Genomic DNA, 25,042 nt, shown 5'->3' on the forward strand with positions numbered 1-25,042 from the left:
GTCACAGTCGAAGGGTTTTCGACCGGCCGGAGACCCCAGGTCCGGGGGTCCCCCTGCGCGCGCACAGCCAGGATGGATAGGGTCCCGAAGCAATGGCCGGAGCACGCGTGGAGACGCTCATGGCCCGGACGCGCATGCTGTCGCACCGGGCCCGCACCGCCCTGCGCAAATCCGCCGTCGACTACTTCCGCGGCGACGCCTCCGACTGGCTCGCCTTCGCCGGGCTGCTCCTGACCGTTCCCGCGATCGCCTGCGGCACACTCATGCTGCCCGTCTGGTTCTCGCCCTCCGCCCTCGTCCTGCCGATCGTCGCGGGCGGCCTGCTGCTGCGCCCCGCGAGCCTGCTCGCGCTGTACGCGGCCTCCGCGGCCGCGCTCATCGTCGAGGCGCTGGTCCTCGGCCCGTACACCCTGGGCCCGGCCCGGGTCACCCCCGGCACGGTCCTGACCGTCGCCGCCTGCGGGTTCTTCGGGCTGATCATCGCGCAGTTCCGCAGCCGCGTCGGCGTGCCCTGGCGGCGCGGCGGCACCATGCTCTTCGACCTGCGCGAACGCATCCGCGTCCAGAGCAAACTGCCCGCCCTTCCGCGCGGCTGGCACCGCGAGATGGCCCTGCGCCCGGCCGGCGGCCAGTCCTTCTCCGGCGACTTCGTCGTCGCCGCCCGGACGAACGGCGGCCGGACCCTGGAGATCGTCCTCACCGACGTCTCCGGCAAGGGCATGGAGGCCGGCAGCCGCGCCCTGCTGCTGTCCGGCGCGTTCGGCGGCCTGCTCGGCGCCCTGCCCCCGCACGGGTTCCTGCCCGCCGCCAACGGCTACCTGCTCCGCCAGGACTGGGACGAGGGCTTCGCCACCTCCATCCACCTCGTCCTGGACCTGGAGACCGGCGACTACGAGCTCCTGTCCGCCGGCCACCTGCCCGCCCTCCAGCTCTCCGCGGGTACCGGCCGCTGGCAGGAGAAGTCCGGCGAGGGACCGCTGCTCGGCGTGTACGACGGGGCCGAGTTCGAGCCCGCCCGCGGCAACCTCCGCCGCGGCGACGTCCTCATGCTCTTCACCGACGGGCTCGTCGAGACCGCCGACCGCGACATCAGCGAGGGCATCGACCGCCTCACCGGCGAGGCCGATCGCTACGTCGCCGCCGGGTGGGAGGGCGCGGCCTGGCACCTGATCGAAAAGGTCGCCAAGGACGTCAACGACGACCGCGCCCTGCTGCTCATCCGCCGCTCGCCCTGAGCCGGGCCCGACCTTCGTACGGGGGTTTTCCCCACCTCCGATCCGCCTGGCTCCGCCATGTCCGCACCCGCCACCGCCTCCGTAGCGTCGTGACCACGATCACCGACGGGTACGGAAGGCGGCACACCATGGGGCTCCGGCGGAGCGGGCGGCGGCGCGAGAGCGTGCGGACGGCGTACGAGGGCACGGCGCAGGCGGCGTACGAAGGCACCGCGCAGGCGCCGCACGAGGGCGCGGCCGCCGTCGAGCTGCGCGGCGTACGGCGCGAGTACGGGCGGGGGGCCGCCACCGTGCACGCGCTGCGCGGGATCGACCTCAGCCTGCCGCGCGGCAGCTTCACCGCCGTCATGGGACCCTCCGGCTCCGGCAAGTCCACCTTCCTCCAGTGCGCGGCCGGGCTGGACGTGCCCACCGCGGGCTCCGTCCGCCTCGGCGGCACCGAGATCACCGGCATGAACGAGAACGAGCTCACCGAACTGCGCCGCAGCCGCCTCGGCTTCGTCTTCCAGGCCTTCAACCTGCTGCCCTCCCTGACCGTGGAGCAGAACGTGCTGCTCCCGATGCGCCTCGCCGGCGGCCGCCAGGACCGGGCGCGGGCCGAGGACCTGCTCGCCCGGGTCGGCCTCGAAGGCAAGGGCCGGCGGCGGCCCGCGGAGCTCTCCGGCGGCCAGCAGCAGCGCGTCGCCATCGCCCGGGCCCTGGTCACCCGCCCCGACGTGGTCTTCGCCGACGAACCCACCGGCGCGCTCGACACCACCACCGCAGCCGAGGTCCTCGGACTGCTCCGCTCCGCCGTGGACTCCCTCGGGGCCACCATCGTCATGGTCACCCACGACCCGGCCGCCGCCGCCTCGGCCGACCAGGTGCTCTTCCTCGCCGACGGCCTGATCGCCGACCGGCTCCCGCGGAGCTCCGCCGCGACCATCGCCGCCCGCATGACCGCGCTCACCGCCCCGGCCTACGCGGGAGCGGCCGCCTGATGCCTCTCCGCCCCAACGGCCTGGCCCGGGCGGCGGTGCGCTTCCGACCCGCCGCCTTCGCCGGCACCTTCGTCGCCCTGCTCATGACCGTCGCCATCGTCTCCGCCTGCGGGATCCTGCTGGAGAGCGGAGCCCGGGCGGCCCTCCCGCCGACCCGGTACGCCCAGGCGCCGGTGGTCGTCGCCGCCGACCAGCGGATCCACTGGCAGGCGGGCAGCGGCGAGGGCGCCTACGAGGAAGCGGTACGGGTCCCGGAGCGGGCCCGGGTCGACGCCGCCCTGCTGGAGCGGCTGGCCCCGCTGGGCCGGGCCGTCCCCGACGTGGTGTTCCCCGTACGGGGCGAAGGGGGCTCCGGCTCCCTGGAGGCCTCGGGGTGGGGCGCGTCCGCCTTCACGGGGACGCCGCTCGCGGGGGGCCGGGCCCCGGGGGCTCCGGGGGAGGTCGTGCTGGGTGCGGGTGCGGGTGCGGGGGCGGGGGCCGCGGGGGAGCGGATCACGCTCGACACCCCGGTCGGGAAGCGGGAGTTCCGGGTCGTGGGACGGGCCGCAGGCACCGGCGTCTGGTTCTCCGACGCCGAGGCGCGGGCCCTGTCCGGACACCCCGGCGCGCTCGACGCCGTCGTCCTCTTCGACGCCGACCCGGAGCGGGTGCGCGCGGCCGTCGACGGCCGCGCCCAGGTGCTGACCGGCGCCGCCCGCGCCGTGGACCCGCAGCTCGCGGGTGCCAAGGAACTGCTGATGGGCCTCGGCGGCTCCTTCGGCGGCATCGCCACCCTGGTCGCCGTCTTCACCGCCGCCGGGACCGTCGCGCTCTGCGTCGGGCAGCGCTCGCGCGAGTTCGCCCTGCTGCGCGCCGTCGGAGCCACCCCGCGGCAGGTCCGGCGCATCGTCGCCACCGAAGCCCTGCTCGTCGCCCCCGCCGCGGGTGTACTGGGCTGCGTACCCGGCATCGGCCTCGCCGCCTGGTGGTTCGGGCAGCTCCAGGCCAAGGGCGCGATCCCGGACGGGGTCGAGCTCACCGTCTCCTGGATCCCGCTCGTCTCCGCCGCCGGGGCCGGCCTGGTCACCGCGCTGCTCGCCGGCTGGGCCGCCGCGCGCCGCCCCGCCCGGATCCGGCCCGGCCAGGCGTTGGCCGCGGCCGCCGTGGAACGCCTGCGGCCGGGGTGGATCCGTACGCCGCTGGGCATCGCCGCCCTGGCCGGCGGGGCCGCCTGCGCGGGGCTCGCCGCCACCTCCGGCGGGGACGACGCCGCCAACGCCGCGCTCGGCGTGGTCATGCTCTTCATGCTGGCCGTGGCCCTGCTCGGCCCGCTGATCGCCCGCGCCTGCGCCGGGGTACTCGGGCTCCCGCTCCGCGCCGCGGGGGCTTCCGGCTCGCTCGCCGCCGCCAACTCCCGGGCCAACGCCCGCCGGTTCGCCTCCGCGATCACCCCCATCGTGCTGGCCATGGCCTTCTCCTCGGTCCTCGTCTTCCTGCACACCAGCGAGGAGGAGGCGACGCGTCAGCAGCAGGCGGCGGGCCTCCTGGCCGACCACGTGATCACCGACCCGCCGGCCGACGCGCGCGGGGGAGTCGCGATCACCCGCACTTCGGTACTGGCGATGTCCGGCACGGGCTCCGAGCGGCGCTTCCAGTCCGCTTCGGCCCAGGGCGTCGCGGGCGACGTCACCACCGTCCAGGACCTGGGCGTACGCGAGGGCAGCCTCGGCGCGCTGCGCCCCGGCACGGTCGCCGTGGACCGCACCCTCGCCGAGTCCGCCCGCCTCGGCGTCGGCGACCGCGTCGAACTCCGCCTCCCCGACGGGGTCCCGGCGAACCCCGAGATCGTGGCCGTCTACACCCGGGGCCTGGGCCTCGGCCTGGTCACCCTCCCCGCATCCGACCTGACCGGCCACACGACGGCCGGGCGCGCCACCGAACTGCTGGTCCGCGGCCCGGTCCCGGCGGGGCTGGGGCCGGCCGTGTCGCCCTCGGAGTGGACCACCGCCCAGAGCACGGAGCGCGAGGTCGGCGCCTGGGCCAACGCCCTCATGGCGGCCGTCCTCGGCGGCTTCGCGGCCGTCGCCGCCGCCAACACCCTGGTGATGACCGTCCTCGACCGCCGCCACGAACTGCGGATGCTGCGCCTGGTCGGCTCGACCCGCGGGCAGGTGCTGCGGATGCTCCGCTGGGAGGCCCTCCTGGTCGGCGGCGCGGGCGTCACCCTGGGCAGCGCGATCGCCCTGGCCACGCTGTACCCGCTGACCAAGGTCGTGACGGGGGCGCCCCCGCACGTCCCGCCGGTGCTGTACGCCTCGTTCGTGGCGGCGGCCCTCGCCCTGGGCCTGACGGCCACCCTCCTCCCGGCCCGCTGGAGCCTGCGCCGACGGACGGGCACGGCCTGACGGCCTAGTCGAACCGGACGTGCCGGACGCCGACGAGCGCGCGCCGCAGCCGCGCGCGGAGCGGGCCGTCGGTGTCCGGGGCGGCGCGCAGCCCGGTCATGGCCGCGATCCGGCCCGCCACCTGGGACACCGTGAGGTGGTCGGTGACCAGGTGGTCGGCGAACTCCGGTCCGCGCAGGGCCTCCAGACAGCCGTCGAGCCGGGCCACCGCGAAGCCCTCCCGTTTCAGCCCGCGCCCGAGCCCGCGCTCCCCGAGCCGGCGCAGCACGGTCCGGCGCTCGGCCAGCAGCGCGAAGTGCCGTACGTCGTGCCCCGCTCCGCGCAGCCGGCCGACGGTCTCGGCGAAGTAGCGCGGCTCGGTCACGGTCATCGGGACGAGGACGGGTCCCGCGTGCCCCTCGGCGGCCAGCTCCAGCACCTCGAACACGCCCTGCCGCCACGCCGGCAGGTCCTGGAAGTCCCCGCGCAGCGCGGGCGGCGTCATGCGGTGCAGCCCGAACCCGACGTGCTCCGGATCGCACACGACGCTGCCCGGCAGCCGCCGGTGCAGTTCGTACGCGGTCTGCGTCTTCCCGCCCCCGAAGGGCCCGTTGAGCCAGATGATCACCGCGCCGCCGCCTTCCAGGGGCTGATCCCCAGCTTCCCGGTGTTCCCGAGGTCGACGGAATGGCGCAGCTCCAGCTCCAGCCGGGGCGCACCGGCCCGCGGGGTCACCTCCAGCACCCACCCCTCGGCGGCGGGCACGGTCGAATCGGTCACCAGGTTCCGCCACACCATGCCGAAGCCGGCCGCCTGTCCGGGCCGGAGCTCGACCCGCTGCGGATCGCCCTCGGTGCCGGTGGGCGCGGCGGCGATGCCGTCACCCCCGTGCTGGACGGCCACCTCGACGGGGGCCCGCTTGCCGTCCAGCAGCCGGACCTCCGGGTAGCCCTCCAGTACGTAGGGCTCCGTACCGCAGTTGACCAGCTGGATGTCGGCGACGCGCAGCCCCATGGCGGCGTCCCCGGCCCCCTCCGCCAGCCGCACCCCGCCCGCAGGACACGCGGGGGCCTTCGGCGCGGGCGGGGAGGCGGCGACCGTGGGCGCCGGGGGCCGGATCCCACTGGGTCCGGGCGCGGCATCCGGAGCGGGCGGCACATCACACCCCACCGCCGCCCCCGCCACGACCACCCCGACAACAACCCCCGCCACCCACCGCGTCATCCCCCGACCCTACGCCGCCCCGGGCACCCCCGGACCGGCCAATCACCCCCGATTGGCCGGTCCGCCGGGCCCGCCGGGTCCCTACCGTGCCCCCATGGACCGCACGCTCGCCACCGACCTCGCCCGCCTCCCCGACCTGCTGGAGGCCACCCGCCGTACCGCCGCCGGGGCCCTCGCAGCCCTGGACGCCCGTCCCGTCGTACCGTCCGCCGGGCCCCCGCGGGAGCCGGAGCCCCTGCCGGAGCGCGCCGACGGCACGGAAGCCGCCCTCGCCGCCTTCGCGGAGCGCTGGGCACCGCGCCTCTCCGCCTCCGCCGGCCCCCGCTACCTCGGCTTCGTCACCGGCGGCGCCACCCCCGCCGCCCTCGCGGGCGACTGGCTGACCGCCGTACACGACCAGAACTCCAACTCCGCCCTGGACGGCGCCGGACAGGACCTCGAACGCGAGACCGTCGCCTGGCTGCGCGAGCTCTTCGGCCTCTCCGACGCCCATACCGGAACCTTCGTCAGCGGCGCCACCCTGTCCAACACCACGGGCCTCGCCATCGCCCGCGAGTGGCTCGGCGAGCGCCTCGGCGTCTCCCCCTCCGAGGACGGCGCGGCGGCGCTCGGCCCCGTCCGCGTCCTCTCCGGGGCCCCGCACTCCTCCATCGCCAAGGCCCTCTCCGTCCTCGGCCTCGGCCGCCGCTCCCTCGTCCGCGTCCCCACCCTCCCGGGCCGCGAGGCCGTCGACCCCGCCGCCCTCGACCGCGCCCTCGCCGACACCCCCGGCCCGGCGGTGGTCGTCGCCAACGCCGGCACCGTCAACACCGTGGACTTCGACGACCTCCGCGCCGTCGCCGCCCTCCGCGAGCGCCACACCTTCTGGCTCCACACCGACGCCGCCTTCGGCGCCTTCGCCGCCCTCTCACCGGACCACGCCCACCTCGCCGAAGGCCTCGACGCCTCCGACTCCGTCTGCGTCGACCTGCACAAGTGGCTGAACGTCCCCTACGACAGCGCCGTCCAGTTCACCCGCCGCCAAGACCTCCAGGCCCGCGTCTTCCAGAACGCCGCCGCCTACCTCGGCCCCCTCGGCGAACACCCCGACCTGGTCCACCTCACCCCCGAGAACTCGCGCCGGCTGCGCGCCCTCGCCGCCTGGTTCACCCTCCGCGCGTACGGCCGCGAAGGCCACCGCGAGATCGTCGAGCGCGACATCGCCTGCGCCGAGGCCCTCGGCGCCGCGCTCGACCAGGACCCGGCCTTCCGCCTCCTCGCCCCGGTCCGACTGAACGTCGTCTGCTTCACCCTCGCCGAGGACCCCACCCCCGACCGCCTCACGGCCCTGCGCGAGGCCGCGCGGGAGGAGGTCTTCGTCACCCCCACCGTCTACGCGGGAACCCCCGCCCTGCGCGCGGCGTTCTCCAACTGGCGTACCACGCAGGCGGACGTACGCCGGGCCGTGCAGGCCCTCCGTACGGCGGCGAAGGGGATCGCATGACCCAACGGCAGCAGCAGCCGCTGACCCTGATCGAGGTCGAGGCCCTGGCGCGCTCCGCGCACGAGGGCCAGACCGACAAGGCCGGCCGGCCGTACGCGGAGCACCTCGCGGCCGTTGCCGAGGGGGTCCGCGTGCGCGGCGGCAGCCCGGAGCAGCAGGCGGCGGCCTGGCTGCACGACGCTGTCGAGGACGACGCGCTCAGCCGGGAATGGCTGGATTCCGCCGCTCTGCCGCAGCCGGTCAAGGACATGGTGCTGGCGGTGACGAAGCGGGTCGGCGAGCCGGTGGAGGAGTACGCGGCCAGGATCCTCGCCACTCCGGGCGCCCTCCTGGTCAAGGAGGCCGACCTGGCGCACAACGCGGACCCCGCGAGGCTCTCCGTACTGGACGGCCCCACCCGGGAACGGCTGTCCGCGAAGTACGCGTATGTCCGCTCCCTCCTCGGCCTCACCGCGCGATGACCCGGGCCCCGCGTCCGAAATATGCCCGGCGCATGGCCGGTTGGCGGGAAAGCGGCGATGCCGATTCGCCACGGGACGGATAGCCGGGGCCCGTTGGTGGGAGGATGGTCCGTGTGGGGTTGCGCTTGGCCGTGCGCCCCGGGCCGACCAGGGGACGACCGAAGGTGTGATCAGTAGTGGCCATTTCGCTGTCAGTGGTGGTTCTGTTGGCGGTCATCCTGGTGGTGCTGATCCGCGGCAACCACATCAAGGCCGGCCCCGCGATCGTCGCGGTCCTCTTCGGCTTCTTCCTGGCGTCCAGCTCCATCGCCCCGGACGTCAACCGCTTCCTCAACTCCCTCGCGGACACCATCGCGGGAATCAAGCTCTAGACCGCGCCCGCCCCCGGGGGTACCGGCCGGCCGCCGGTACCCCGTCGAGGCCGTCCGTGAGATGCCGCGCGACACACCGGCCGATAAAATGAGAGACGCCATCAGCACGGCAGAACGGGCAACGATCAACAGCCCCCGTGCCCACGCCGGCGCTGCCGCACCACAGGGCGTCCAAGGCAGGTCGAATGATGAACCGGACACGCCGTCTTGCAGTACTCGCGCTGATCATGGCTCCCGCTCTCGCGGCGGCCCCCGCGGCCCTCGCGGCCCCCGCGGCCGCCAAGTGCAACGTCGAGGTGGACTCGGCCGGCAAGTACCACGTATGGGGCGAGGGCTTCCCCGCCGGTACGACGGTGACCTACTCCGGCTCCAGCTCGGGCTCGGTCCCCGTCAACAAGTCGGGCCGGTTCGACCTCGGCGGCCTGAGCGGAGCCAAGTACGTCGTCAAGACGGCCGACGGCAAGACCACGGTCACCTGCGCCTCGGTCCACCACTGACCTGACGGCGCTCTCCGCAGGGGGCACGACGGGCTGATCGGAGCCCCGGGAACGACCAAGGGCCAGGTCGAGGAGACATCCTCTGACCTGGCCCTTCGTGCTTCAGAGCGGGCGACGGGAATCGAACCCGCGTAGCTAGTTTGGAAGACTAGGGCTCTACCATTGAGCTACGCCCGCAACGCGTGCGCCGCAGGTCCGGGGACCGCGGCACGGACAGCATCCTAGCGGGTCGGGCCGGGGGAGCGCACACCCCATTGCGCGGGCGCGGTGCGCCGTCCGGAAACGTTCGTAAAAACCCCGCGCATCAGAGGGTCTCCGGCCATGTACCCTACGTGTCGCACCGACGGGGTGTGGCGCAGCTTGGTAGCGCGTCCGCTTTGGGAGCGGAAGGTCGTCGGTTCGAATCCGGCCACCCCGACCACCACCACCGCATCACAAGATCGCGTTGTGGGCTGATTGCCGCTTGCGGTTACTATGCAAGCTGCGTGCCCGTGTGTCTGATGGACCGGGCCGAATCCGCCGAACCGCTGAATCGCAGCGTGGACGCAGACCCCAAGCAGTCAGCCACAAGGAGACCGAACCGTGAAGAGCGCCGTGGAGACCCTGAACCCGACTCGGGTTCGGCTCACTGTTGAGGTGCCCTTCGAGGAGCTCAAGGACAGCCTCGACGCGGCGTACAAGAAGATCAACCAGCAGGTCACGGTGAAGGGCTTCCGCAAGGGCAAGATCCCCGCCCGGGTCATCGACCAGCGCTTCGGTCGCGGTGCGGTGCTGGAGGAGGCCGTCAACGACGCCCTCCCGAAGTTCTACACCGAGGCGGTCAACGAGGCCGACCTGAACCCGCTGGGCCAGCCCGAGGTCGACATCACGGAGCTGAAGGACGGCGAGCTGCTGGCCTTCACCGCCGAGGTCGACGTCCGCCCCGAGATCGAGATCCCGGACTACTCCGGCATCGAGGTCGAGGTCGACGCGGTCGAGGTTTCCGACGAGGACGTCGAGAAGTCGGTCGAGCAGCTGCGCGGCCGCTTCGCGTCCACGAACGACGTCGAGCGCGCCGCCGCCGAGGGTGACGTCGTCACCATCGACCTGGAGGCCAAGGTCGACGGCGAGGTGCTGCCCGACGGCGTCGCCTCCGACGTCTCGTACACCATCGGCTCGGGCGAGCTCCTCGACGGCATCGACGAGGCCGTCAAGGGCCTGGAGGCCGGTGGCGAGGCCACCTTCACCTCCCAGCTGAAGGGCGGCTCCGCCGAGGGCAAGGACGCCGAGGTCACCGTCAAGGTCACCAAGGTCTCCGCCAAGGAGCTTCCGGAGCTGGACGACGAGTTCGCGCAGATGGCGAGCGAGTTCGACACGCTTGAGGACCTCAAGGCGGACAGCCGCAAGCGCCTTGAGAACATGAAGCAGTACGACCAGGCCACGCAGGCCCAGGAGCGCGTCCTGGAGAAGCTGCTGGAGCTCGTCGAGGTGCCGATCCCCGAGAAGCTGCTCGAGGACGAGGTCAACACCCGCAAGCACAACCTGGAGCACCACCAGCTCGGCCAGATGGGCCTGACCATCGAGAAGTACCTGGAGTTCCAGGGCAAGACGGTCGAGGAGTTCGACGCCGAGACCAAGGACCAGGCGATCAAGGGCATCAAGACCCAGTTCGTCCTGGACGCGCTGGTCAACAAGGAGAAGCTGGGCGTCGACCAGGAGGAGCTCACCGAGCACCTCATGCGCCGTGCGGCCTCCTCCGGCATGTCCCCCGACCAGTTCGCCCAGGCCGTCGTCGAGGGTGGCCAGGTGCCGATGCTCGTCGGCGAGGTCGCCCGCGGCAAGGCGCTCGCGGTCGTCGTCGAGGCCGCCAAGGTCGTCGACACCAACGGCGAGGTCGTGGACCTGTCCGACGAGGACGAGGAGACGGTCGCCGAGGCCGTCGAGGCGGCCGTCGACGGTGACGCCGAGGGCGACGCCGAAGAGGCCAAGTAACACCCTGGGCGGCGCCCTGAGCGCCGCCCGCCCAGCAGCATCCGGAAGGCCCGTACACAGCCGTGTGCGGGCCTTCCCGCATGTGCTGCCGGCCCCCGCGGACCTTGCGCTCCGAGCGAACAGTTCGGGAAGCGGGATGGCGTTGTCCGACCTGCGCGTTAGGGTCCATGAATACGAGGGCACGGGAGTAACCGGACGCAGGCGGCCACGCCGCCCCCAACGGTCCGCGCCCCAGAACGAGACGCTGAGACGGCATGTGGCCGTCGGAGACGAGCAGGTGGATACGTGACGAATCTGAAGCCTTACGCCGCGGGTGAGCCGTCCATCGGTGGCGGCCTCGGCGACCATGTCTACAACCGGCTGCTCGGCGAGCGCATCATCTTCCTCGGCCAGCAGGTCGACGACGACATCGCGAACAAGATCACCGCGCAGCTCCTCCTCCTGGCCGCGGAGCCGGAGAAGGACATCTACCTGTACATCAACAGCCCGGGCGGCTCGGTGACGGCGGGTATGGCGGTGTACGACACGATGCAGTACATCCCGAACGACGTCGTCACCATCGGCATGGGCATGGCGGCCTCGATGGGCCAGTTCCTGCTCACCGGCGGTACCGCGGGCAAGCGCTTCTCGCTGCCGAACACCGACATCCTGATGCACCAGGGTTCGGCCGGCATCGGCGGCACCGCCTCGGACATCAAGATCCAGGCCCAGTACCTGCTGCGCACGAAGCAGCGCATGGCCGAGATCACCGCGCACCACTCCGGCCAGACCGTGGAGGCGATCATCCGCGACGGCGACCGCGACCGCTGGTTCACGGCGGAGGAGGCCAAGGAGTACGGCCTGATCGACGAGATCATCTCCGCCGCGTCGCTGGTCCCGGGCGGCGGCGGCACCGGGGCCTGACCCCGGCCCCGGCGCGCGGGCCCTCGTACGAGGACCCGTACGCCCGCCCGCACCCGGCAAGCCCCAGCCCGCAGAACGCCACCAGGATGGTGAACACCCAGATGCACATGAACAACCTCTCTCCCGCGAGCGGCCTCTACACCGGCGCGCCGGTGGACAACCGCTACGTCGTCCCGCGCTTCGTCGAGCGCACCTCGCAGGGCGTGCGCGAGTACGACCCGTACGCGAAGCTCTTCGAGGAGCGCGTGATCTTCCTCGGCGTGCAGATCGACGACGCCTCCGCCAACGACGTCATGGCGCAGCTGCTGTGCCTGGAGTCGATGGACCCCGACCGCGACATCTCGATCTACATCAACAGCCCGGGCGGCTCCTTCACGGCGCTGACGGCGATCTACGACACGATGCAGTTCGTGAAGCCGGACATCCAGACGGTCTGCATGGGCCAGGCGGCCTCCGCCGCCGCCGTCCTGCTGGCCGCCGGCACGCCGGGCAAGCGCATGGCGCTGCCGAACGCCCGCGTGCTGATCCACCAGCCGTCCGGCGGCACCGGTCGCGAGCAGCTCTCCGACCTGGAGATCGCGGCCAACGAGATCCTGCGCATGCGCGACCAGCTGGAGACCATGCTGGCCAAGCACTCGACCACGCCGATCGAGAAGATCCGCGAGGACATCGAGCGCGACAAGATCCTGACGGCCGAGGACGCGCTCGCGTACGGCCTGATCGACCAGATCGTCTCGACCCGCAAGAACTCCCACTGATCCTTGCCGCCAGTTGGCGTGGGCACGTCGTCACATTCGGCGATGTGAACCACGTCAAGGGGGCCCCGAACGGGGCCCCCGGCAAGGTACCGTCGGATATGAGGCACCAGGAGCGCTGAACCAGGCGTCTCCCAGGCGAAGGGGAAGCACCTCGTGGCACGCATCGGTGACGGCGGCGACCTGCTCAAGTGCTCGTTCTGCGGAAAGAGCCAGAAGCAGGTGAAGAAGCTCATCGCAGGACCCGGTGTGTACATCTGCGACGAGTGCATCGACCTCTGCAACGAGATCATCGAGGAGGAGCTCGCGGAGACCTCCGAGGTCCGGTGGGAGGAACTCCCCAAGCCTCGTGAGATCTACGAGTTCCTGGAGAGCTACGTCGTCGGCCAGGAGCCGGCGAAGAAGGCCCTCTCGGTGGCGGTCTACAACCACTACAAGCGCGTCCAGGCCGGCGAGAACGGCGGTGCGCAGGGCCGGGACGACGCGATCGAGCTCGCGAAGTCCAACATCCTGCTGCTGGGCCCCACGGGCTCCGGCAAGACGCTGCTGGCCCAGACGCTCGCCCGCATGCTCAACGTCCCGTTCGCCATCGCCGACGCGACGGCGCTGACGGAGGCCGGGTACGTGGGCGAGGACGTCGAGAACATCCTGCTCAAGCTGATCCAGGCGGCCGACTACGACGTCAAGAAGGCCGAGACCGGGATCATCTACATCGACGAGATCGACAAGGTCGCCCGCAAGAGCGAGAACCCGTCGATCACGCGCGATGTGAGCGGCGAGGGCGTGCAGCAGGCCCTGTTGAAGATCCTGGAGGGGACGACGGCCTCGGTCCCGCCCCAGGGCGGCCGCAAGCACCCGCACCAGGAGTTCATCCAGATCGACACGACGAACGTGCTGTTCATCGTGGGCGGTGCCTTCGCGGGCCTGGAGAAGATCATCGAGTCGCGGGCCGGCGCCAAGGGGATCGGCTTCGGGGCGACGATCCGCTCGAAGCGCGAGATCGAGGCGAGCGACCAGTTCCAGGAGGTCATGCCGGAGGACCTGGTGAAGTTCGGGATGATCCCCGAGTTCATCGGCCGTCTGCCCGTCATCACCTCGGTGCACAACCTGGACCGCGAGGCGCTGCTGCAGATCCTGGTGGAGCCGCGGAACGCGCTGGTGAAGCAGTACCAGCGCCTCTTCGAACTCGACGGCGTCGAGCTGGACTTCGAGCGCGAGGCGCTGGAAGCCATCGCGGACCAGGCGATCCTGCGCCAGACGGGCGCGCGAGGGCTGCGCGCCATCATGGAAGAGGTCCTGATGTCGGTGATGTACGAGGTCCCGTCCCGCAAGGACGTGGCCCGTGTGGTCATCACCTCGGACGTCGTCCGCTCGAACGTGAACCCGACGCTGGTCCCCCGCATCGTCCCGAAGGACCAGGGCCCGCAGGAGAAGTCGGCGTAGCCGACACGACGCACGCGTAGGGGCGCCCGGCCATCGGCCGGGCGCCCCTACGCGTGTGGCCCGCGGTTACTTCTTGACGCGGGCGGTGTTGTAGAGCTTCGCCGCCAGTTCGGCGGTCTGCTCCAGGGTGTAGCCCTGCTTGCCCGCCAGGATGGAGGCGGCGTCGGAGGCGCTGACCATGGTCAGGGTGCTGTAGTCACCCCAGATGCAGATCGGAAGGGTCAGCTCCTTCGGACCCTTCGACGCCGTGGTGCTCGTCGAGGTGATCTTCATTTCCTGGCACTTCATCACTGCGCCGCTGAACCCGGAGGGGGACATCGACTTCGGGCTGCCGATCATGTCGACCGTCGCGGACTTGTCCTTGCCGGCGTTGAGCTTGGCGGTGGCGAAGTAGGCGTCCACCGACTTCTCGGGATCCGCGAGCTCGCCGTACAGGCCCTGGAAGCTCAGGCCCTTGGTCGTCAGCGCGTTGGACGGGTCGCCCGAGGTGTAGTCCATGGCGACCCTGGTGGGGTTCTTGATGCCGATGGCCTCCAGCTCCTGGCGGTCCTTGTCGCTGAGGGGCTTCTCCTTGTAGTTCGGGTTCTTCTTGAAGTCGTCCACCGACGCCGGGGCGACCAGCTTGTAGCCCTTGGTGTTCGCGGCGATCGGGCCCGTGGCGCCGCCGCCCTTCGTGAAGTACCAGCCCGCGCCGGCGACGGCCGCTATCGCGACGACCACCGCGATCACCACGCCCGCCTTGGACTTCTTCGGCGGCTGGGGCTGCATGCCGTACGGGGGCTGCTGGGGGTAGCCGTAGCCCGGCTGGGGCTGCTGCTGGGGGTAGCCCTGCGGGGGGATGCCCGGCGGCGGGGGCTGCTGCGGGTAGCCGTAGCCGGGCTGCGGCGCGGGCTGCCCGTACGGTCCCGGCTGCGGGCCGCCGTACGGTCCCGGCTGCTGCGGCGGCTGGCCTCCGTACGGCCCCGGCTGGTTGTAGCTCATGCCCGCATCCCCCTTCAGGAATCCTTATGCGTTTCAGACATCCTGTCGGAAGCAGATCCCCCGCAGGCCGCCGGGCCCCCGGATTACCGGTTTCATAGCTGGACTGTTACGGCTCTAAACTGTGCCTCGTGACCGAGAACACGCAGACACCCAGCAGCCCCCACTCCGAACTGCCGACCGCGTACGCTCCGGCCGAGGTAGAGGGGAAGCTCTACGAGCGCTGGGTAGAGCGTGGGTACTTCACGGCCGACGCCGCGAGCGAGAAGCCCGCGTACACCATCGTGATCCCGCCGCCGAACGTCACCGGCTCCCTGCACCTGGGGCACGCCTTCCAGCACACGCTCATGGACGCCCTGACCCGGCGCAAGCGCATGCAGGGCTACGAGTCGCTGTGGCTGCCCGGCATGGACCACGCCGGCATCGCCACCCAGAACAAGGTCGAGCAGCAGCTCGCCGAGGAGGGCAAGTCCCGCCACGACCTGGGCCGCGAGGAGTTCGTCGAGCGCGTCTGGCAGTGGAAGGAAGAGTACGGCGGCAAGATCCTCGGCCAGATGCGCCGCCTCGGCGACGGCGTCGACTGGTCGCGCGAGCGCTTCACCATGGACGAGGGCCTCTCCAAGGCCGTCCAGACGATCTTCAAGAAGCTCTACGACGACGAGCTGATCTACCGCGCCGAGCGCATCATCAACTGGTGCCCCCGCTGCCTCACGGCCATCTCCGACATCGAGGTGGAGTACCAGGAGGACGCGGGCGAGCTCGTCTCGATCAAGTACGGCGAGGGCGAGGACACGCTCGTCGTCGCGACCACCCGCGCCGAGACGATGCTCGGTGACACGGCCATCGCCGTCCACCCGGACGACGAGCGCTACAAGCACCTCGTCGGCAAGCTCATCAAGCTGCCGCTCACCGACCGCTCCATCCCGGTCGTCGCCGACACGCACGTCGACCCGGAGTTCGGCACCGGCTGCGTCAAGGTGACCCCGGCGCACGACCCGAACGACTTCGCCATCGGGCAGCGCCACGGCCTGCCCAACATGACGATCATGGACGAGCACGGCAACATCACCGTCCACGGCCCCTTCCTCGGCCTGGACCGCTTCGAGGCCCGTTCCGCGGTCGTCGGAGCCCTGCGCGAGCAGGGCCGGATCGTCGCCGAGAAGCGCCCGTACCTGCACTCCGTCGGGCACTGCTCCCGCTGCTCCACCACCGTCGAGCCGCGCCTGTCGCTGCAGTGGTGGGTCAAGGTCGAGACCCTCGCCAAGGCCGCCGGCGACGCGGTCCGCGACGACCGGGTCACGATCCATCCGAAGGAGATGGAGAAGCGCTACTTCGACTGGGTCGACAACCTCAACGACTGGTGCATCTCGCGCCAGCTGTGGTGGGGCCACCGCATTCCGGTCTGGTACGGCCCGGACGGCGAGATCGTCTGCGTCGGCCCGGACGACGAGGCGCCCACGGGCGAGGGCTGGCACCAGGACACCGACGTCCTCGACACCTGGTTCTCCTCCGGCCTGTGGCCGTTCTCCACGCTCGGCTGGCCGGAGAAGACCCCGGACCTGGCGAAGTTCTACTCCACCGACGTCCTGGTCACCGGCCACGACATCATCTTCTTCTGGGTCGCCCGGATGATGATGTTCGGCCTGTACGCCATGGACGGCGAGGTCCCGTTCAAGACGATCGCGCTGACCGGCCTGGTCCGCGACGAGCGCGGCAAGAAGATGTCGAAGTCCTTCGGCAACGTGGTCGACCCGCTGGACTGGATGGACAAGTACGGCTCCGACGCCGTCCGCTTCACCCTGGCCAAGGGCGCCAACCCGGGCACCGACGTGCCGATCGGCGAGGACTGGGTCCAGGCCTCCAGCAAGTTCGCCAACAAGATCTGGAACGCCACGCGCTTCGCGCTGATGAACGGCGCCACGATCGAGGGCGACCTGCCCCCCGTGGAGCAGCTCTCGGCGACCGACCGCTGGATCCTGTCCCGCCTGAACAAGACGGTCGCTCAGGTCGACGCGTACTACGAGGACTTCCAGTTCTCGAAGCTCAGCGAGGCGCTCTACCACTTCGCGTGGGACGAGGTCTTCGACTGGTACGTCGAGCTGTCGAAGACGACGTTCTTCGCGGGCGGCGAGCAGGCCAAGGTCTCCGGCCGGGTCCTGGGCGAGGTCATCGACGTCATGCTGCGGCTGCTGCACCCGGTGGTCCCGTTCGTCACCGAAACGCTGTGGACCACGCTGACCGGGCGCGAGTCGCTGGTCGTCGCCGAGTGGCCCAAGGACAGCGGCTTCCGCGACGAGGCCGCCGAGGCGGAGATCGAGAAGGTCCAGGCCGTCGTCACCGAGGTCCGCCGCTTCCGCAAGGAGCAGGGCCTCCAGGACGGCCAGAAGGTTCCGGCCCGCGTGGACCTGACCGGTACGGCGCTCGCCGCGCACGAGGCGGCCATGCGCCAGCTGCTGCGCCTCCAGCCGGAGGGCGAGGGCTTCACCGCCACCGCCACCCTGCCGGTCGCCGGTGCCACGGTCGCGCTCGACCTGTCGGGCACGATCGACGTGGCCGCCGAGCGGGGGCGCCTCTCCAAGGACCTCGCGGCCGCGGAGAAGGAGAAGCAGCAGGCCGAGGCGAAGCTGGGGAACGAGGCCTTCCTGGCCAAGGCCCCCGACAACGTCGTGGACAAGATCAAGGGCCGGCTGTCCAAGGCCGAGGCGGACATCGCCCGGATCCAGGCCCAGCTGGACGCGCTGCCCGCCGCGTGACGCGAACCACGCACCACGTGACGTGTAACAAACGGTGAACCATCGGCCCCCGGGCACATTGCCCGGGGGCCGACGCGTAGGGTGAATCCGGCCCCAGAGGTTCCGCGCAACCCACAGGGGGCCGAAGCCTGCCGGCTGTCGACCGAGGGGGGTCTCGGAGTGTGGGGTCGTGACGTGCGCGCCCGCGGGTTAAACCGCGAGCTGAAACGCCGCAACCTCCTCCTCGGCGCGGCCGCCACCGTGGCGACGGGCGGCGCCCTCGCCGGAGTCGCCGCGTTCAACACCTCGCGCGCGCCGGCCGCCGCCCTCCAGAAGGACCTGCTGTCGCGGGACCCCAAGGCCTCCAAGACGGCCCAGGCCGTGTACCGGCTCCTGGTCGCCCTGGAGACGGACGCCCGGGCGGGCCGCCGCCGGGGCACCCTCATGGGCCAGCACGCCGAGGTCCACAACGAGCGGTACAACCCCGAGTACGGCGACCACACCGGTCCCAAACCGCCCGGCTACTACTACCGCAAACCCCGGGACATCACCGGCAAGCTGCCGGCCTTCCTCGAACTCGACCTGGGCCCCGGCTACCAGCAGCAGGGCTGGGGCGTGGGGGAGGCCCGGGACTACTCGCGCGCCGCCTGGCCCGCCCGCCGCGAGTCCTGGACCTACACGAACGACGTGGTGGACCTCGCCCTCGGAGTCTGGCACGGACTGCCCCGCGAGGCCGACGGCTCGTACAACCCGACCGGCACCGAACAGCTGTGGAACGGCACCACGACCGTGCTGCCGGAGAACGGGGGAGCACCCGCGGGCCTGGTCGGGATGTCGTTCCACCAGCCGTGGCCGGGCAGCCCCGTCAAGAGCTACGAGCAGACGCTGCGCCGCAACGCGCCCTCCGCGAAGGATCCCGGCTGGATCGACCGGATGCTCACCCCCGGCACCCCCGAGCACGCGGCGCTCCTGCTCGACCTGTCCTTCCTCGCGGACCACCTCGGTTACCTGGCCGCGTACGACGTCCCCGTACTGCTGCGCCCGTACCACGAGATGAACTCGCTCGGCGGGGAGCAGAGCTTCTGGTGGGCCGGGCTGAGGCCCCAGCAGTACACGGCCCTGTGGAAGTTGCTCCACGACTACCTGGTGGGCTCCCGCGGACTGCACAACCTGATCTTCGTGTGGGCCCCCACCGCCTGGGACGGCGTCCACGGCGGCGAGCCCTGGGACTTCTACCCGGGCGGCGAGTACGTGGACGTGGTCGGGGTCGACGACTACAGCGGAACGCCGGACCGGCCCTTCGACCCCGGCGGCTGGACCACCACCTGGCACCGCGGGCTCGCGGACTACGGCAAGCCGCGGATCCTCGCGGAGTCCTTCCACGTGCCGCTGGGCGCGGCGCAGCGCACGACGCTCGACCAGGCCCCGTGGGTGCTGTGGACCGTGTGGGGCGACGGACTCACGGCGAAGAACTCGGACGCCGATGTCCGACAGACGTACGACGACCCCAAGACGATCACCGGCGGCCGTGAATCCGGCCCCGTGGGCGTGCAGTGGTCCGCCCTGCACGACGGAACATTCGAATAGGAGTGAAGTTGAGCGCGTCAACGCCACGCCCCCACCGTGTGGCCGCCTTCGTGGCCATGGGCTGGGCAGGCATCCTGCTCCTCTGGGCCGTGTACAACTGCTTCTGGCAGGTCGGCGTCGCCGACTTCCTCCAGGGCATCGTGTACTACGGCACCGGTGACGGCTCCGGAACCGCAGAGACGTTCAACCTCAACTGGGGTGTCGTCTATGTGGCGGGCGGCCTGCTGGTCCTGCGGGGGAACACCCTCGGGCGGGGCATCATCATCGGCGGCGCCGCCATCGAGGGCTACAACCGGGTGCGCAGCCTGTCGGGCGCGCTCTTCGACGACAAGCAGACCGAGTACTTCACCACGACCGCCCAGGGCGGCCTCAAGCTGGCGACCTTCGCCGCCGGAGTCCTGGTCACCTGCACCCTCATCGCCTTGTTGCTGCGGGACTTCGCGGTGTACCAGGCGTGGCAGCCGCCGGCGAACCCGTGGACCCAGCAGGCCAACGAGGCCCGGCAGGCCCAGCAGGCGCAGCAGGCGCAGCAGCTCCCGCAGCAGCAATCGCCGCAGCCGGCCCACGGGTTCGGAGCTCCGCCGGCCTACCAGGCGCAGCCCGGGCCGCAGTTGCCGCAGACGGGCTACGGCCAGCCCCAGCCCCAGCCCTACGCGCCCCAGCAGCCGCCGCAGCAGCCCCAGCCCGGCTACGGTCCCGGACCGTACGGCGGTCAGCCCGCCTGGCCGCAGCAGCCCCAGCAGCCGCAGCATCAGCCCCAGCAGCCCCGGCAGTCGCCGCCTCAGCAACAGCAGTAGTAGGAACCCCGAAGGACCTCTTCCATGACCCCCGCCTCCGTACAAGAGGTCGCGCCCGCCACCCGGCGCGATGCGAAACTGGTGCAGCGCCATTCCGAGTGGAAGCCCGGCGTGCTGCCCTTCCTGCTGCCCTTCCTGCTCCTCGCCGGATTCGGCCTGTGGGCGTACAAGCCGAATCCGACCCCGCTGGGCTGGACCCTGTCGGTGGTCTGGTCGCTGCCCGGCGTCGGCGTGATGGTCGGTCTCCAGGGCGCACTGCTGATCCGCCGCCGGCTGCGGAAGTCGCACGAGATGGTTCCGCCGACGCCGGTGGAGGAGGACTTCCTCATCGTGCTCGTGCCGACGATCGGCCGCCACGACACCTACCCGGCGCTGGAACGCTCGGTCCTGAGCTACGTGGAGCACCTGCCCCCGTACTTCCCGCTCATGCGGGTCGACGTCCTCACCGAGGAGGGCTGCGAGGCGACCGAGCAGATCGACGACCTGGCCGCGATGCACCCGCTGATCCGCGTGGTCACGGTGCCCAAGTCGTACGAGACGGCGAACGGGACCCGGTTCAAGGCCCGCGCCAACCACTACGCGCACGAGCTGCGGATCGACGAGGGCGAGGCCCTCGACGACATCTGGGTCCTGCACATGGACGACGACACCGGGGTCGGCCCCGACACCGCCGCGTCCATGGCGCAGTTCGTCAACCGCCAGCGGCGGGCCGGGGACGACGGCAAGCACATGGCGCAGGGCATCCTCGCGTACCCGCGCGAGAACGCCGTGAACCGCTTCACCTGGCTGGCCGACGCGGTCCGCCCCGCCGACGACATAGCCCGGTTCCGCGCCCTCACCGGCCTCGGGACCCCGGTCGCCGGTGTGCACGGGGAGCTGCTGCTGCTCCGCGCCTCGATCGAGGCCACGATCGGCTGGGACTTCGGCCCGAAGGCCATCGTCGAGGACGCGCAGCTGGCGCTGACGTTCTGCCGTACGTACCCCGGCCGCAGCGACTGGTTCAACGGCCGCTGCTACGGCGCTTCCCCGGCCACCACCAGGGACTTCATCAAGCAGCGCGAGCGCTGGGCCTGGGGGCTCGTCGCGCTGTGCTTCAACCGCACGGTGCCGTTCCGCTACCGCTGGTTCCTGCTGCTCTGCGTGGCGACCTGGGTGTTCGGCCCGCTCCAGCACGTCGCGACGGTGCTCTTCGTGGCCTGGCTCATCGGCGACTTCAACACCTCGCCGGTGGCCCAGACCGTCGTGATCATGTGGGCGCTCAATTTCGCGTACGTCATCTGGACGTACTGGGAGGGGCTGCGGCTCAACGCGCTGGTCTCGGCGAACGGCCGGCGGCGCTGGTGGGAGCCGATCGTCGTGCTGGGCCTGATCCCCGTCTTCTCCGTGATGGAAGGGCTCGGCGGCCTGCGCGGGCTGATCAAGTTCATCAAGCGCGAAGAGAACAAGTTCGTCGTCATCGCCAAGCCCGCGTGAGAAACCGAGAGTCCCTCGTGAACGACGAGATGAACGACGTGACGCACCACGACGTGACGCACCACGAGGACGAGAGCAGGAGCAAGAAGGGGAAGGCGGCCCGCCGTTCCAAGGTCCCCCTGCTCGCGATCCTGCCCGTCACCGTGACCTCCCTGGTCATAGGCCTGCCGTTCGTGGTCGGAGACCATCCGCTGCGCTGGCGGCCGGGCTCCCTGGAGCCGGCCCTGGTCCTGCGCGACTCCGCTTCCGACCCCGCCCGCACCACGGCCCACGGTTCCCCCACCGACCCCGCGGCCGGCGGGGCAGAGCCAGAGAAGACCGAGCAGGCCCCGCCCGCCGGGCCCGCGCCGAAGGTGGACAAGCCCTGGAAGGCCGGCATGCCCGAGTGGGGCGTCCAGATCTTCTGGGAGGACAAGAAGGACCGCGACGACGCGTACATCGAGAACCAGGCGCGCCGGCAGGCCGCCTATCTCGTCGGGCTGAAGGCGAACGCCGTCTCCGTCTCCTTCCCCTTCTACACGGAGGGCCGCACCTCGACGAAGCTGGCGGCCGGCCGCGGCACCCCGACGCCCGAGCACCTCGACACGGTGCTGCGCGTCTTCCACGAGGCAGGACTGCGCACCACCGTCCGCCCGACGCTGGACGAGGCGGTGCTCGTCCCCCCGGAGGGCTGGCGCGGCAACATCAAGCCGACCGACAAGGACGCCTGGTTCGATGCGTACGGGGCCCTGCTCGGCCCGTACCTGGACGTGGCCCAGCGCCGACAGGCGGCGACGTTCGTGATCGGCACCGAACTGAACTCGATGGAGGGCCACCCGGGCTGGAAAGGCCTCATCGCCGCCGCCGAGAAGCGGTTCAAGGGCGAGGTGTCCTACGACGCCAACTGGGACAACTACGTGGGCGGCCACATCGACGTGCCCGTCGAGCGGCTCGGCGTCGACGCTTACTTCCCCGTCAAGGTCCCCGACGACGCGCCGGTCGACCAGCTCGTGGACGGCTGGAACGCCTGGCTGGACAAGAAGAGCAAGGGGCCGCTGCCGCGGATCGTGCTCGCCGAGGCGGGGATCAGCGCCATGGACGGGGCGTACTACGCGCCCGGCGACTTCTACGCGCGGCGCAAGCTGAACCCCACGGTGCAGGCGAACTGGTACAAGGCGGTCTGCCAGGTCGTCCGGGAGCGGAAGATGACGGGCGTCTACTGGTGGTCGGTCACCTTCGACGCCGACCCCAAGGCGGCCCCCAAGGAACACGATTCCCGGCTCAACTTCGCGGGGCGCCCGGACTCGGAGCGGGAGATCAGAGCCTGCTTCGGATCGGACTACGCGGGCCCGGGCGCCGATTCCACACCCTGACCGACTGTGTCCCGAGTTGTCCGGAGTGTCGCACATCACGTTTTCGGCCGGGTTGGCTGATCCGATACCCCTCGCCGAGCACGGATGATGGAGGGCATGTACGTCCCGCCCGTCGCCTCGGCGCTCCACCGGGCCGCGGCCGCCGGCCGCCGGCTCGCCGCGAGCTGGGCCGGATCCCCCCGGGCGCTTGACGTGCTCACCGCACTCAGCTGCCTGGGCCTGATGGCGCTGGACCTGCCCGGTCTGGCCGCCGCGGACAACTCGCTCAGCGGCCCGACGGCCGCCGCCGTGCTCGCCGCCGGGTGCTCCTCCCTGGTGGTGCGCCGCCGGGCGCCCTGGATCTCGTACGTCACCGCCCTGCTCTTCATCGGCTGGCTGCACGAGCTGACGCTGATCCAGTTCGCCCTGTACTCGGTCGGCCGCTACCGGGGGCGGCGGCCCGCCGTCCTGGCCACCGCCGGGTACATCGCCTTCGCGCTGACCGTCTTCAGCGTCCCGGGCTGGCCCGAACCGCACGCCCAGACGCTCAGCGCGTTCCTGAGCCTCGTCGTGCCGATCGGGGTGCTGGCTTCGGCGGTCGGCATCGCCGCCTACCGGCACGACCTCGTGGGCGAGCTGGCCGCGCGGCGCGCCGAGTCGGCGGTGTTCCAGGCCGTCGAGCAGGAGCGCACCTCGGTCGCCCGCGACGTCCACGATTTCGTCGGCCGCGAGCTGACGCTGCTGACCGTCCGCTCCGAGGTGCTCTCGACGCGGGCCCGCGAGACGGCGTACGCGAAGGACTTCGAGGAGCTCGCCGACACCGCGCGCCGGGCCCACCTGGTGCTCAACGAGATCATCGTGCAGCGCGGGGAGCGGGCCTCGACCCCGGGCGTCGACGGGCTGCCGGCCCTCGCGGAGGAGAGCGGCCGGGCCGGTTCACCCGTACGGCTGGCCCTGGATCCCGAGGTGCACGCCCTGTCGCCGCTGCGCCAGGCGGCGGTCTACCGGGTGGTGCAGGAATGCCTGACCAACGCGGCCAAGCACGCCTGCGGGGAGACCATCGACGTGTCGATCGAGGCGGACGGCCCGCACCTGCGGATCGCGGTCCGCAACGGCCTGCCCGTCCGGACGCCCGCGCGCGCCCCCGTCTCGGCGGGCTCGGGCACGGCGAGCATGTCCGAGCGCGTGCGCAGCCTGGGCGGAACCCTGACGGCGACGCGTACGCAGGACTCGTACACGGTGGTGGCCGTCCTCCCGCGCGGGTAGCCCGCCGCCCGGCCGGGGCTCGGGCAGCCGCAGCTCAGGCCTTCGCCGGGACCAGCAGGCTGCTCAGCTCGTCCAGGTCCTCCACGCACCGGCCCGAACCCAGCGCCACGCAGTCCAGCGGCGCGTCGGCGACGAAGACGGGGATCCCCGTGGCCGAGGCCATCCGCAGGTCCAGCCCCGGCAGCAGCGCCCCGCCGCCGGTCAGCACGATCCCGTGCTCCATCACGTCTCCCGACAGCTCCGGCGGGCACTCCTCCAGGGTGGTGCGCACGGCGGCGATGACCGCCTCGACCGGCTCGTCGAGGGCGGCCCGTACGTCCGCCGCGCCCAGCGAGAGCGTCTTCGGCATGCCGCCGACCCGCTCCCGGCCGCGGACCGTGAAGGTCCGCGTCTCCAGCTCCGGCCGGTCCGGCACCGGCCAGGCCGAGCCGATGGCGACCTTGACGTCCTCCGCTGTGCGCTCCCCGATGAGCAGGCCGTGCTCCTTGCGCACGTGGTCCATGATCGCGCCGTCCAGCCGGTCCCCGCCGACCCGCAGGGACTGCGAGGTGACGATCCCGCCGAGTGAGATGACGGCGACCTCGGTGGTGCCGCCGCCGATGTCGACCACCATCGAGCCGCGCGGCTCGGCCACCGGCAGTCCCGCCCCGATCGCCGCGGCCATCGGCTCCTCGATCAGGTGGACGGTCTTGGCCCCGGCCCGCTTCGAGGCCTGGACGATGGCCCGCCGCTCGACGGGGGTGACCCCCGACGGCACGCAGATCACCATCCGGGTGCGCGGCCGCCGCCCGGGAACGGCCTTGCGGACGAAGTGCCGGATCATCTCCTCGGCGGCCTCGTAGTCGCAGATCACCCCGTCCTTCAGGGGGCGGATCGCGGTGATGGAGCCGGGGGTGCGGCCGATGGTCTCCTTGGCCTCGGTCCCCACGGCCAGGGCCGTGGTCGTGCCCGCCTTGACCGCGACCACGGACGGCTCATTGAGGACGATGCCGTGCCCCCGGGCGTAGACCAGGGTGTTCGCGGTCCCCAGATCGATCCCTATGTCGCGGCTGGAAGCGGACGTGTCGGTGCTGGCCTGCGGCATTTGTTCCCCTATCTCCTGCTCGCAAGGCTTGCATAACGATCAGGTCGCAGCGGCCGCCGAAGGTCCCGAAACGGCCGGGTCGAAAGTCCCCGGGCCCCCCGTCCGTAG

The 25,042-nt window shown here is 71.7% G+C and carries 21 protein-coding genes and 2 tRNA genes; 18 read left to right on the top strand and 5 right to left on the bottom strand.

The genetic code is table 11. The annotated features are described in order from the left end of the window. Window positions 1-92: 92 nt before the first annotated feature. The 3 genes from CP980_RS22030 (at window position 93) to CP980_RS22040 (ending at window position 4,599) form a co-directional block, all read left to right on the top strand. A complete protein-coding gene (locus CP980_RS22030) occupies window positions 93-1,235 on the top strand; it encodes a PP2C family protein-serine/threonine phosphatase (RefSeq protein ID WP_132755215.1) in 1,143 nt (380 codons plus the stop codon). A gap of 128 nt (window positions 1,236-1,363) precedes the next feature. After that, a complete protein-coding gene (locus CP980_RS22035) occupies window positions 1,364-2,215 on the top strand; it encodes an ABC transporter ATP-binding protein (protein WP_167535964.1) in 852 nt (283 codons plus the stop codon). Then, on the top strand, window positions 2,215-4,599 hold the full coding sequence (locus CP980_RS22040; protein ID WP_150528902.1) for an ABC transporter permease: 2,385 nt from the start codon (window positions 2,215-2,217) through the stop codon (window positions 4,597-4,599). Before CP980_RS22035 ends, CP980_RS22040 begins: the two co-directional genes overlap by 1 nt. Before the next feature lie 4 nt (window positions 4,600-4,603). On the opposite strand, the gene CP980_RS22045 is transcribed toward CP980_RS22040, so the two are convergent. Continuing rightward, the gene (locus tag CP980_RS22045; protein ID WP_150528903.1) at window positions 4,604-5,206 is read right to left on the bottom strand and encodes an ATP-binding protein; all 603 of its coding nucleotides are present in this window, start codon (window positions 5,204-5,206) and stop codon (window positions 4,604-4,606) included. Beyond that, window positions 5,203-5,802, bottom strand: a complete 600-nt coding sequence (locus tag CP980_RS22050; RefSeq protein WP_150528904.1) for a DUF4232 domain-containing protein — start codon at window positions 5,800-5,802, stop codon at window positions 5,203-5,205. Before CP980_RS22050 ends, CP980_RS22045 begins: the two co-directional genes overlap by 4 nt. 94 nt (window positions 5,803-5,896) lie before the next feature. Here CP980_RS22050 and CP980_RS22055 point away from each other — a divergent pair, with 94 nt between their 5' ends. The 4 genes from CP980_RS22055 to CP980_RS22070 all read left to right on the top strand — a co-directional run bounded on the left by CP980_RS22055 (window position 5,897) and on the right by CP980_RS22070 (window position 8,614). Then, window positions 5,897-7,285: a pyridoxal phosphate-dependent decarboxylase family protein gene (locus tag CP980_RS22055; RefSeq protein WP_150528905.1), complete on the top strand. Its 1,389-nt coding sequence runs from the start codon at window positions 5,897-5,899 to the stop codon at window positions 7,283-7,285. Next, the gene (locus CP980_RS22060; RefSeq protein ID WP_150528906.1) at window positions 7,282-7,746 is read left to right on the top strand and encodes an HD domain-containing protein; all 465 of its coding nucleotides are present in this window, start codon (window positions 7,282-7,284) and stop codon (window positions 7,744-7,746) included. Before CP980_RS22055 ends, CP980_RS22060 begins: the two co-directional genes overlap by 4 nt. Before the next feature lie 176 nt (window positions 7,747-7,922). Beyond that, the gene (locus CP980_RS22065) at window positions 7,923-8,117 is read left to right on the top strand and encodes a hypothetical protein (RefSeq protein WP_030159386.1); all 195 of its coding nucleotides are present in this window, start codon (window positions 7,923-7,925) and stop codon (window positions 8,115-8,117) included. 227 nt (window positions 8,118-8,344) lie between these two features. Further along, a complete protein-coding gene (locus tag CP980_RS22070; RefSeq protein WP_150528907.1) occupies window positions 8,345-8,614 on the top strand; it encodes a hypothetical protein in 270 nt (89 codons plus the stop codon). Between the two features lie 106 nt (window positions 8,615-8,720). On the opposite strand, the gene CP980_RS22075 is transcribed toward CP980_RS22070, so the two are convergent. Continuing rightward, window positions 8,721-8,791 (bottom strand) — tRNA-Gly (locus CP980_RS22075). A 167-nt stretch (window positions 8,792-8,958) separates the two neighbouring features. Between CP980_RS22075 and CP980_RS22080 the strand changes: the two genes are divergently transcribed. From CP980_RS22080 to clpX, 5 genes are all read left to right on the top strand, one after another. Next, window positions 8,959-9,035: transfer RNA gene (locus CP980_RS22080), tRNA-Pro, on the top strand. 161 nt (window positions 9,036-9,196) lie between these two features. Beyond that, a complete protein-coding gene (gene tig, locus CP980_RS22085; protein ID WP_132755230.1) occupies window positions 9,197-10,585 on the top strand; it encodes a trigger factor in 1,389 nt (462 codons plus the stop codon). Window positions 10,586-10,870: 285 nt separating this feature from the next. After that, window positions 10,871-11,488: an ATP-dependent Clp protease proteolytic subunit gene (locus tag CP980_RS22090; protein ID WP_099892367.1), complete on the top strand. Its 618-nt coding sequence runs from the start codon at window positions 10,871-10,873 to the stop codon at window positions 11,486-11,488. An 86-nt stretch (window positions 11,489-11,574) separates the two neighbouring features. Then, window positions 11,575-12,246, top strand: a complete 672-nt coding sequence (locus tag CP980_RS22095; RefSeq protein WP_099892369.1) for an ATP-dependent Clp protease proteolytic subunit — start codon at window positions 11,575-11,577, stop codon at window positions 12,244-12,246. A gap of 153 nt (window positions 12,247-12,399) precedes the next feature. Then, a complete protein-coding gene (clpX, locus tag CP980_RS22100) occupies window positions 12,400-13,686 on the top strand; it encodes an ATP-dependent Clp protease ATP-binding subunit ClpX (RefSeq protein WP_030159377.1) in 1,287 nt (428 codons plus the stop codon). Window positions 13,687-13,752: 66 nt separating this feature from the next. Here clpX and CP980_RS22105 read toward each other — a convergent pair whose 3' ends face one another. Beyond that, a complete protein-coding gene (locus CP980_RS22105) occupies window positions 13,753-14,667 on the bottom strand; it encodes a hypothetical protein (RefSeq protein WP_150528908.1) in 915 nt (304 codons plus the stop codon). A gap of 128 nt (window positions 14,668-14,795) precedes the next feature. On the opposite strand from CP980_RS22105, the gene CP980_RS22110 reads away from it, so the two are divergent. The 6 genes from CP980_RS22110 to CP980_RS22135 all read left to right on the top strand — a co-directional run bounded on the left by CP980_RS22110 (window position 14,796) and on the right by CP980_RS22135 (window position 23,850). Further along, window positions 14,796-17,417, top strand: coding sequence for a valine--tRNA ligase (locus CP980_RS22110; protein ID WP_150528909.1), 2,622 nt, complete (start codon window positions 14,796-14,798; stop codon window positions 17,415-17,417). Between the two features lie 174 nt (window positions 17,418-17,591). After that, the gene (locus tag CP980_RS22115; RefSeq protein WP_150528910.1) at window positions 17,592-18,983 is read left to right on the top strand and encodes a glycoside hydrolase family 26 protein; all 1,392 of its coding nucleotides are present in this window, start codon (window positions 17,592-17,594) and stop codon (window positions 18,981-18,983) included. A gap of 8 nt (window positions 18,984-18,991) precedes the next feature. Then, window positions 18,992-19,780 (top strand): hypothetical protein, encoded by a 789-nt coding sequence (locus CP980_RS22120; protein WP_167535867.1) that lies wholly within the window; start codon window positions 18,992-18,994, stop codon window positions 19,778-19,780. A 24-nt stretch (window positions 19,781-19,804) separates the two neighbouring features. Next, the gene (locus CP980_RS22125) at window positions 19,805-21,253 is read left to right on the top strand and encodes a glycosyltransferase family 2 protein (RefSeq protein WP_099892382.1); all 1,449 of its coding nucleotides are present in this window, start codon (window positions 19,805-19,807) and stop codon (window positions 21,251-21,253) included. Window positions 21,254-21,270: 17 nt separating this feature from the next. Continuing rightward, window positions 21,271-22,605 (top strand): glycoside hydrolase family 113, encoded by a 1,335-nt coding sequence (locus CP980_RS22130; protein ID WP_268257421.1) that lies wholly within the window; start codon window positions 21,271-21,273, stop codon window positions 22,603-22,605. Between the two features lie 96 nt (window positions 22,606-22,701). Then, window positions 22,702-23,850 carry a sensor histidine kinase gene (locus CP980_RS22135; RefSeq protein ID WP_132755241.1) on the top strand — a complete coding sequence of 383 codons (1,149 nt, stop codon included), beginning with the start codon at window positions 22,702-22,704 and terminating at the stop codon, window positions 23,848-23,850. A gap of 34 nt (window positions 23,851-23,884) precedes the next feature. On the opposite strand, the gene CP980_RS22140 is transcribed toward CP980_RS22135, so the two are convergent. After that, window positions 23,885-24,934 carry a rod shape-determining protein gene (locus CP980_RS22140; protein WP_150528912.1) on the bottom strand — a complete coding sequence of 350 codons (1,050 nt, stop codon included), beginning with the start codon at window positions 24,932-24,934 and terminating at the stop codon, window positions 23,885-23,887. Window positions 24,935-25,042 lie beyond the last annotated feature (108 nt).

This window comes from Streptomyces vinaceus, from assembly GCF_008704935.1.
GTDB lineage: Bacteria > Actinomycetota > Actinomycetes > Streptomycetales > Streptomycetaceae > Streptomyces > Streptomyces vinaceus.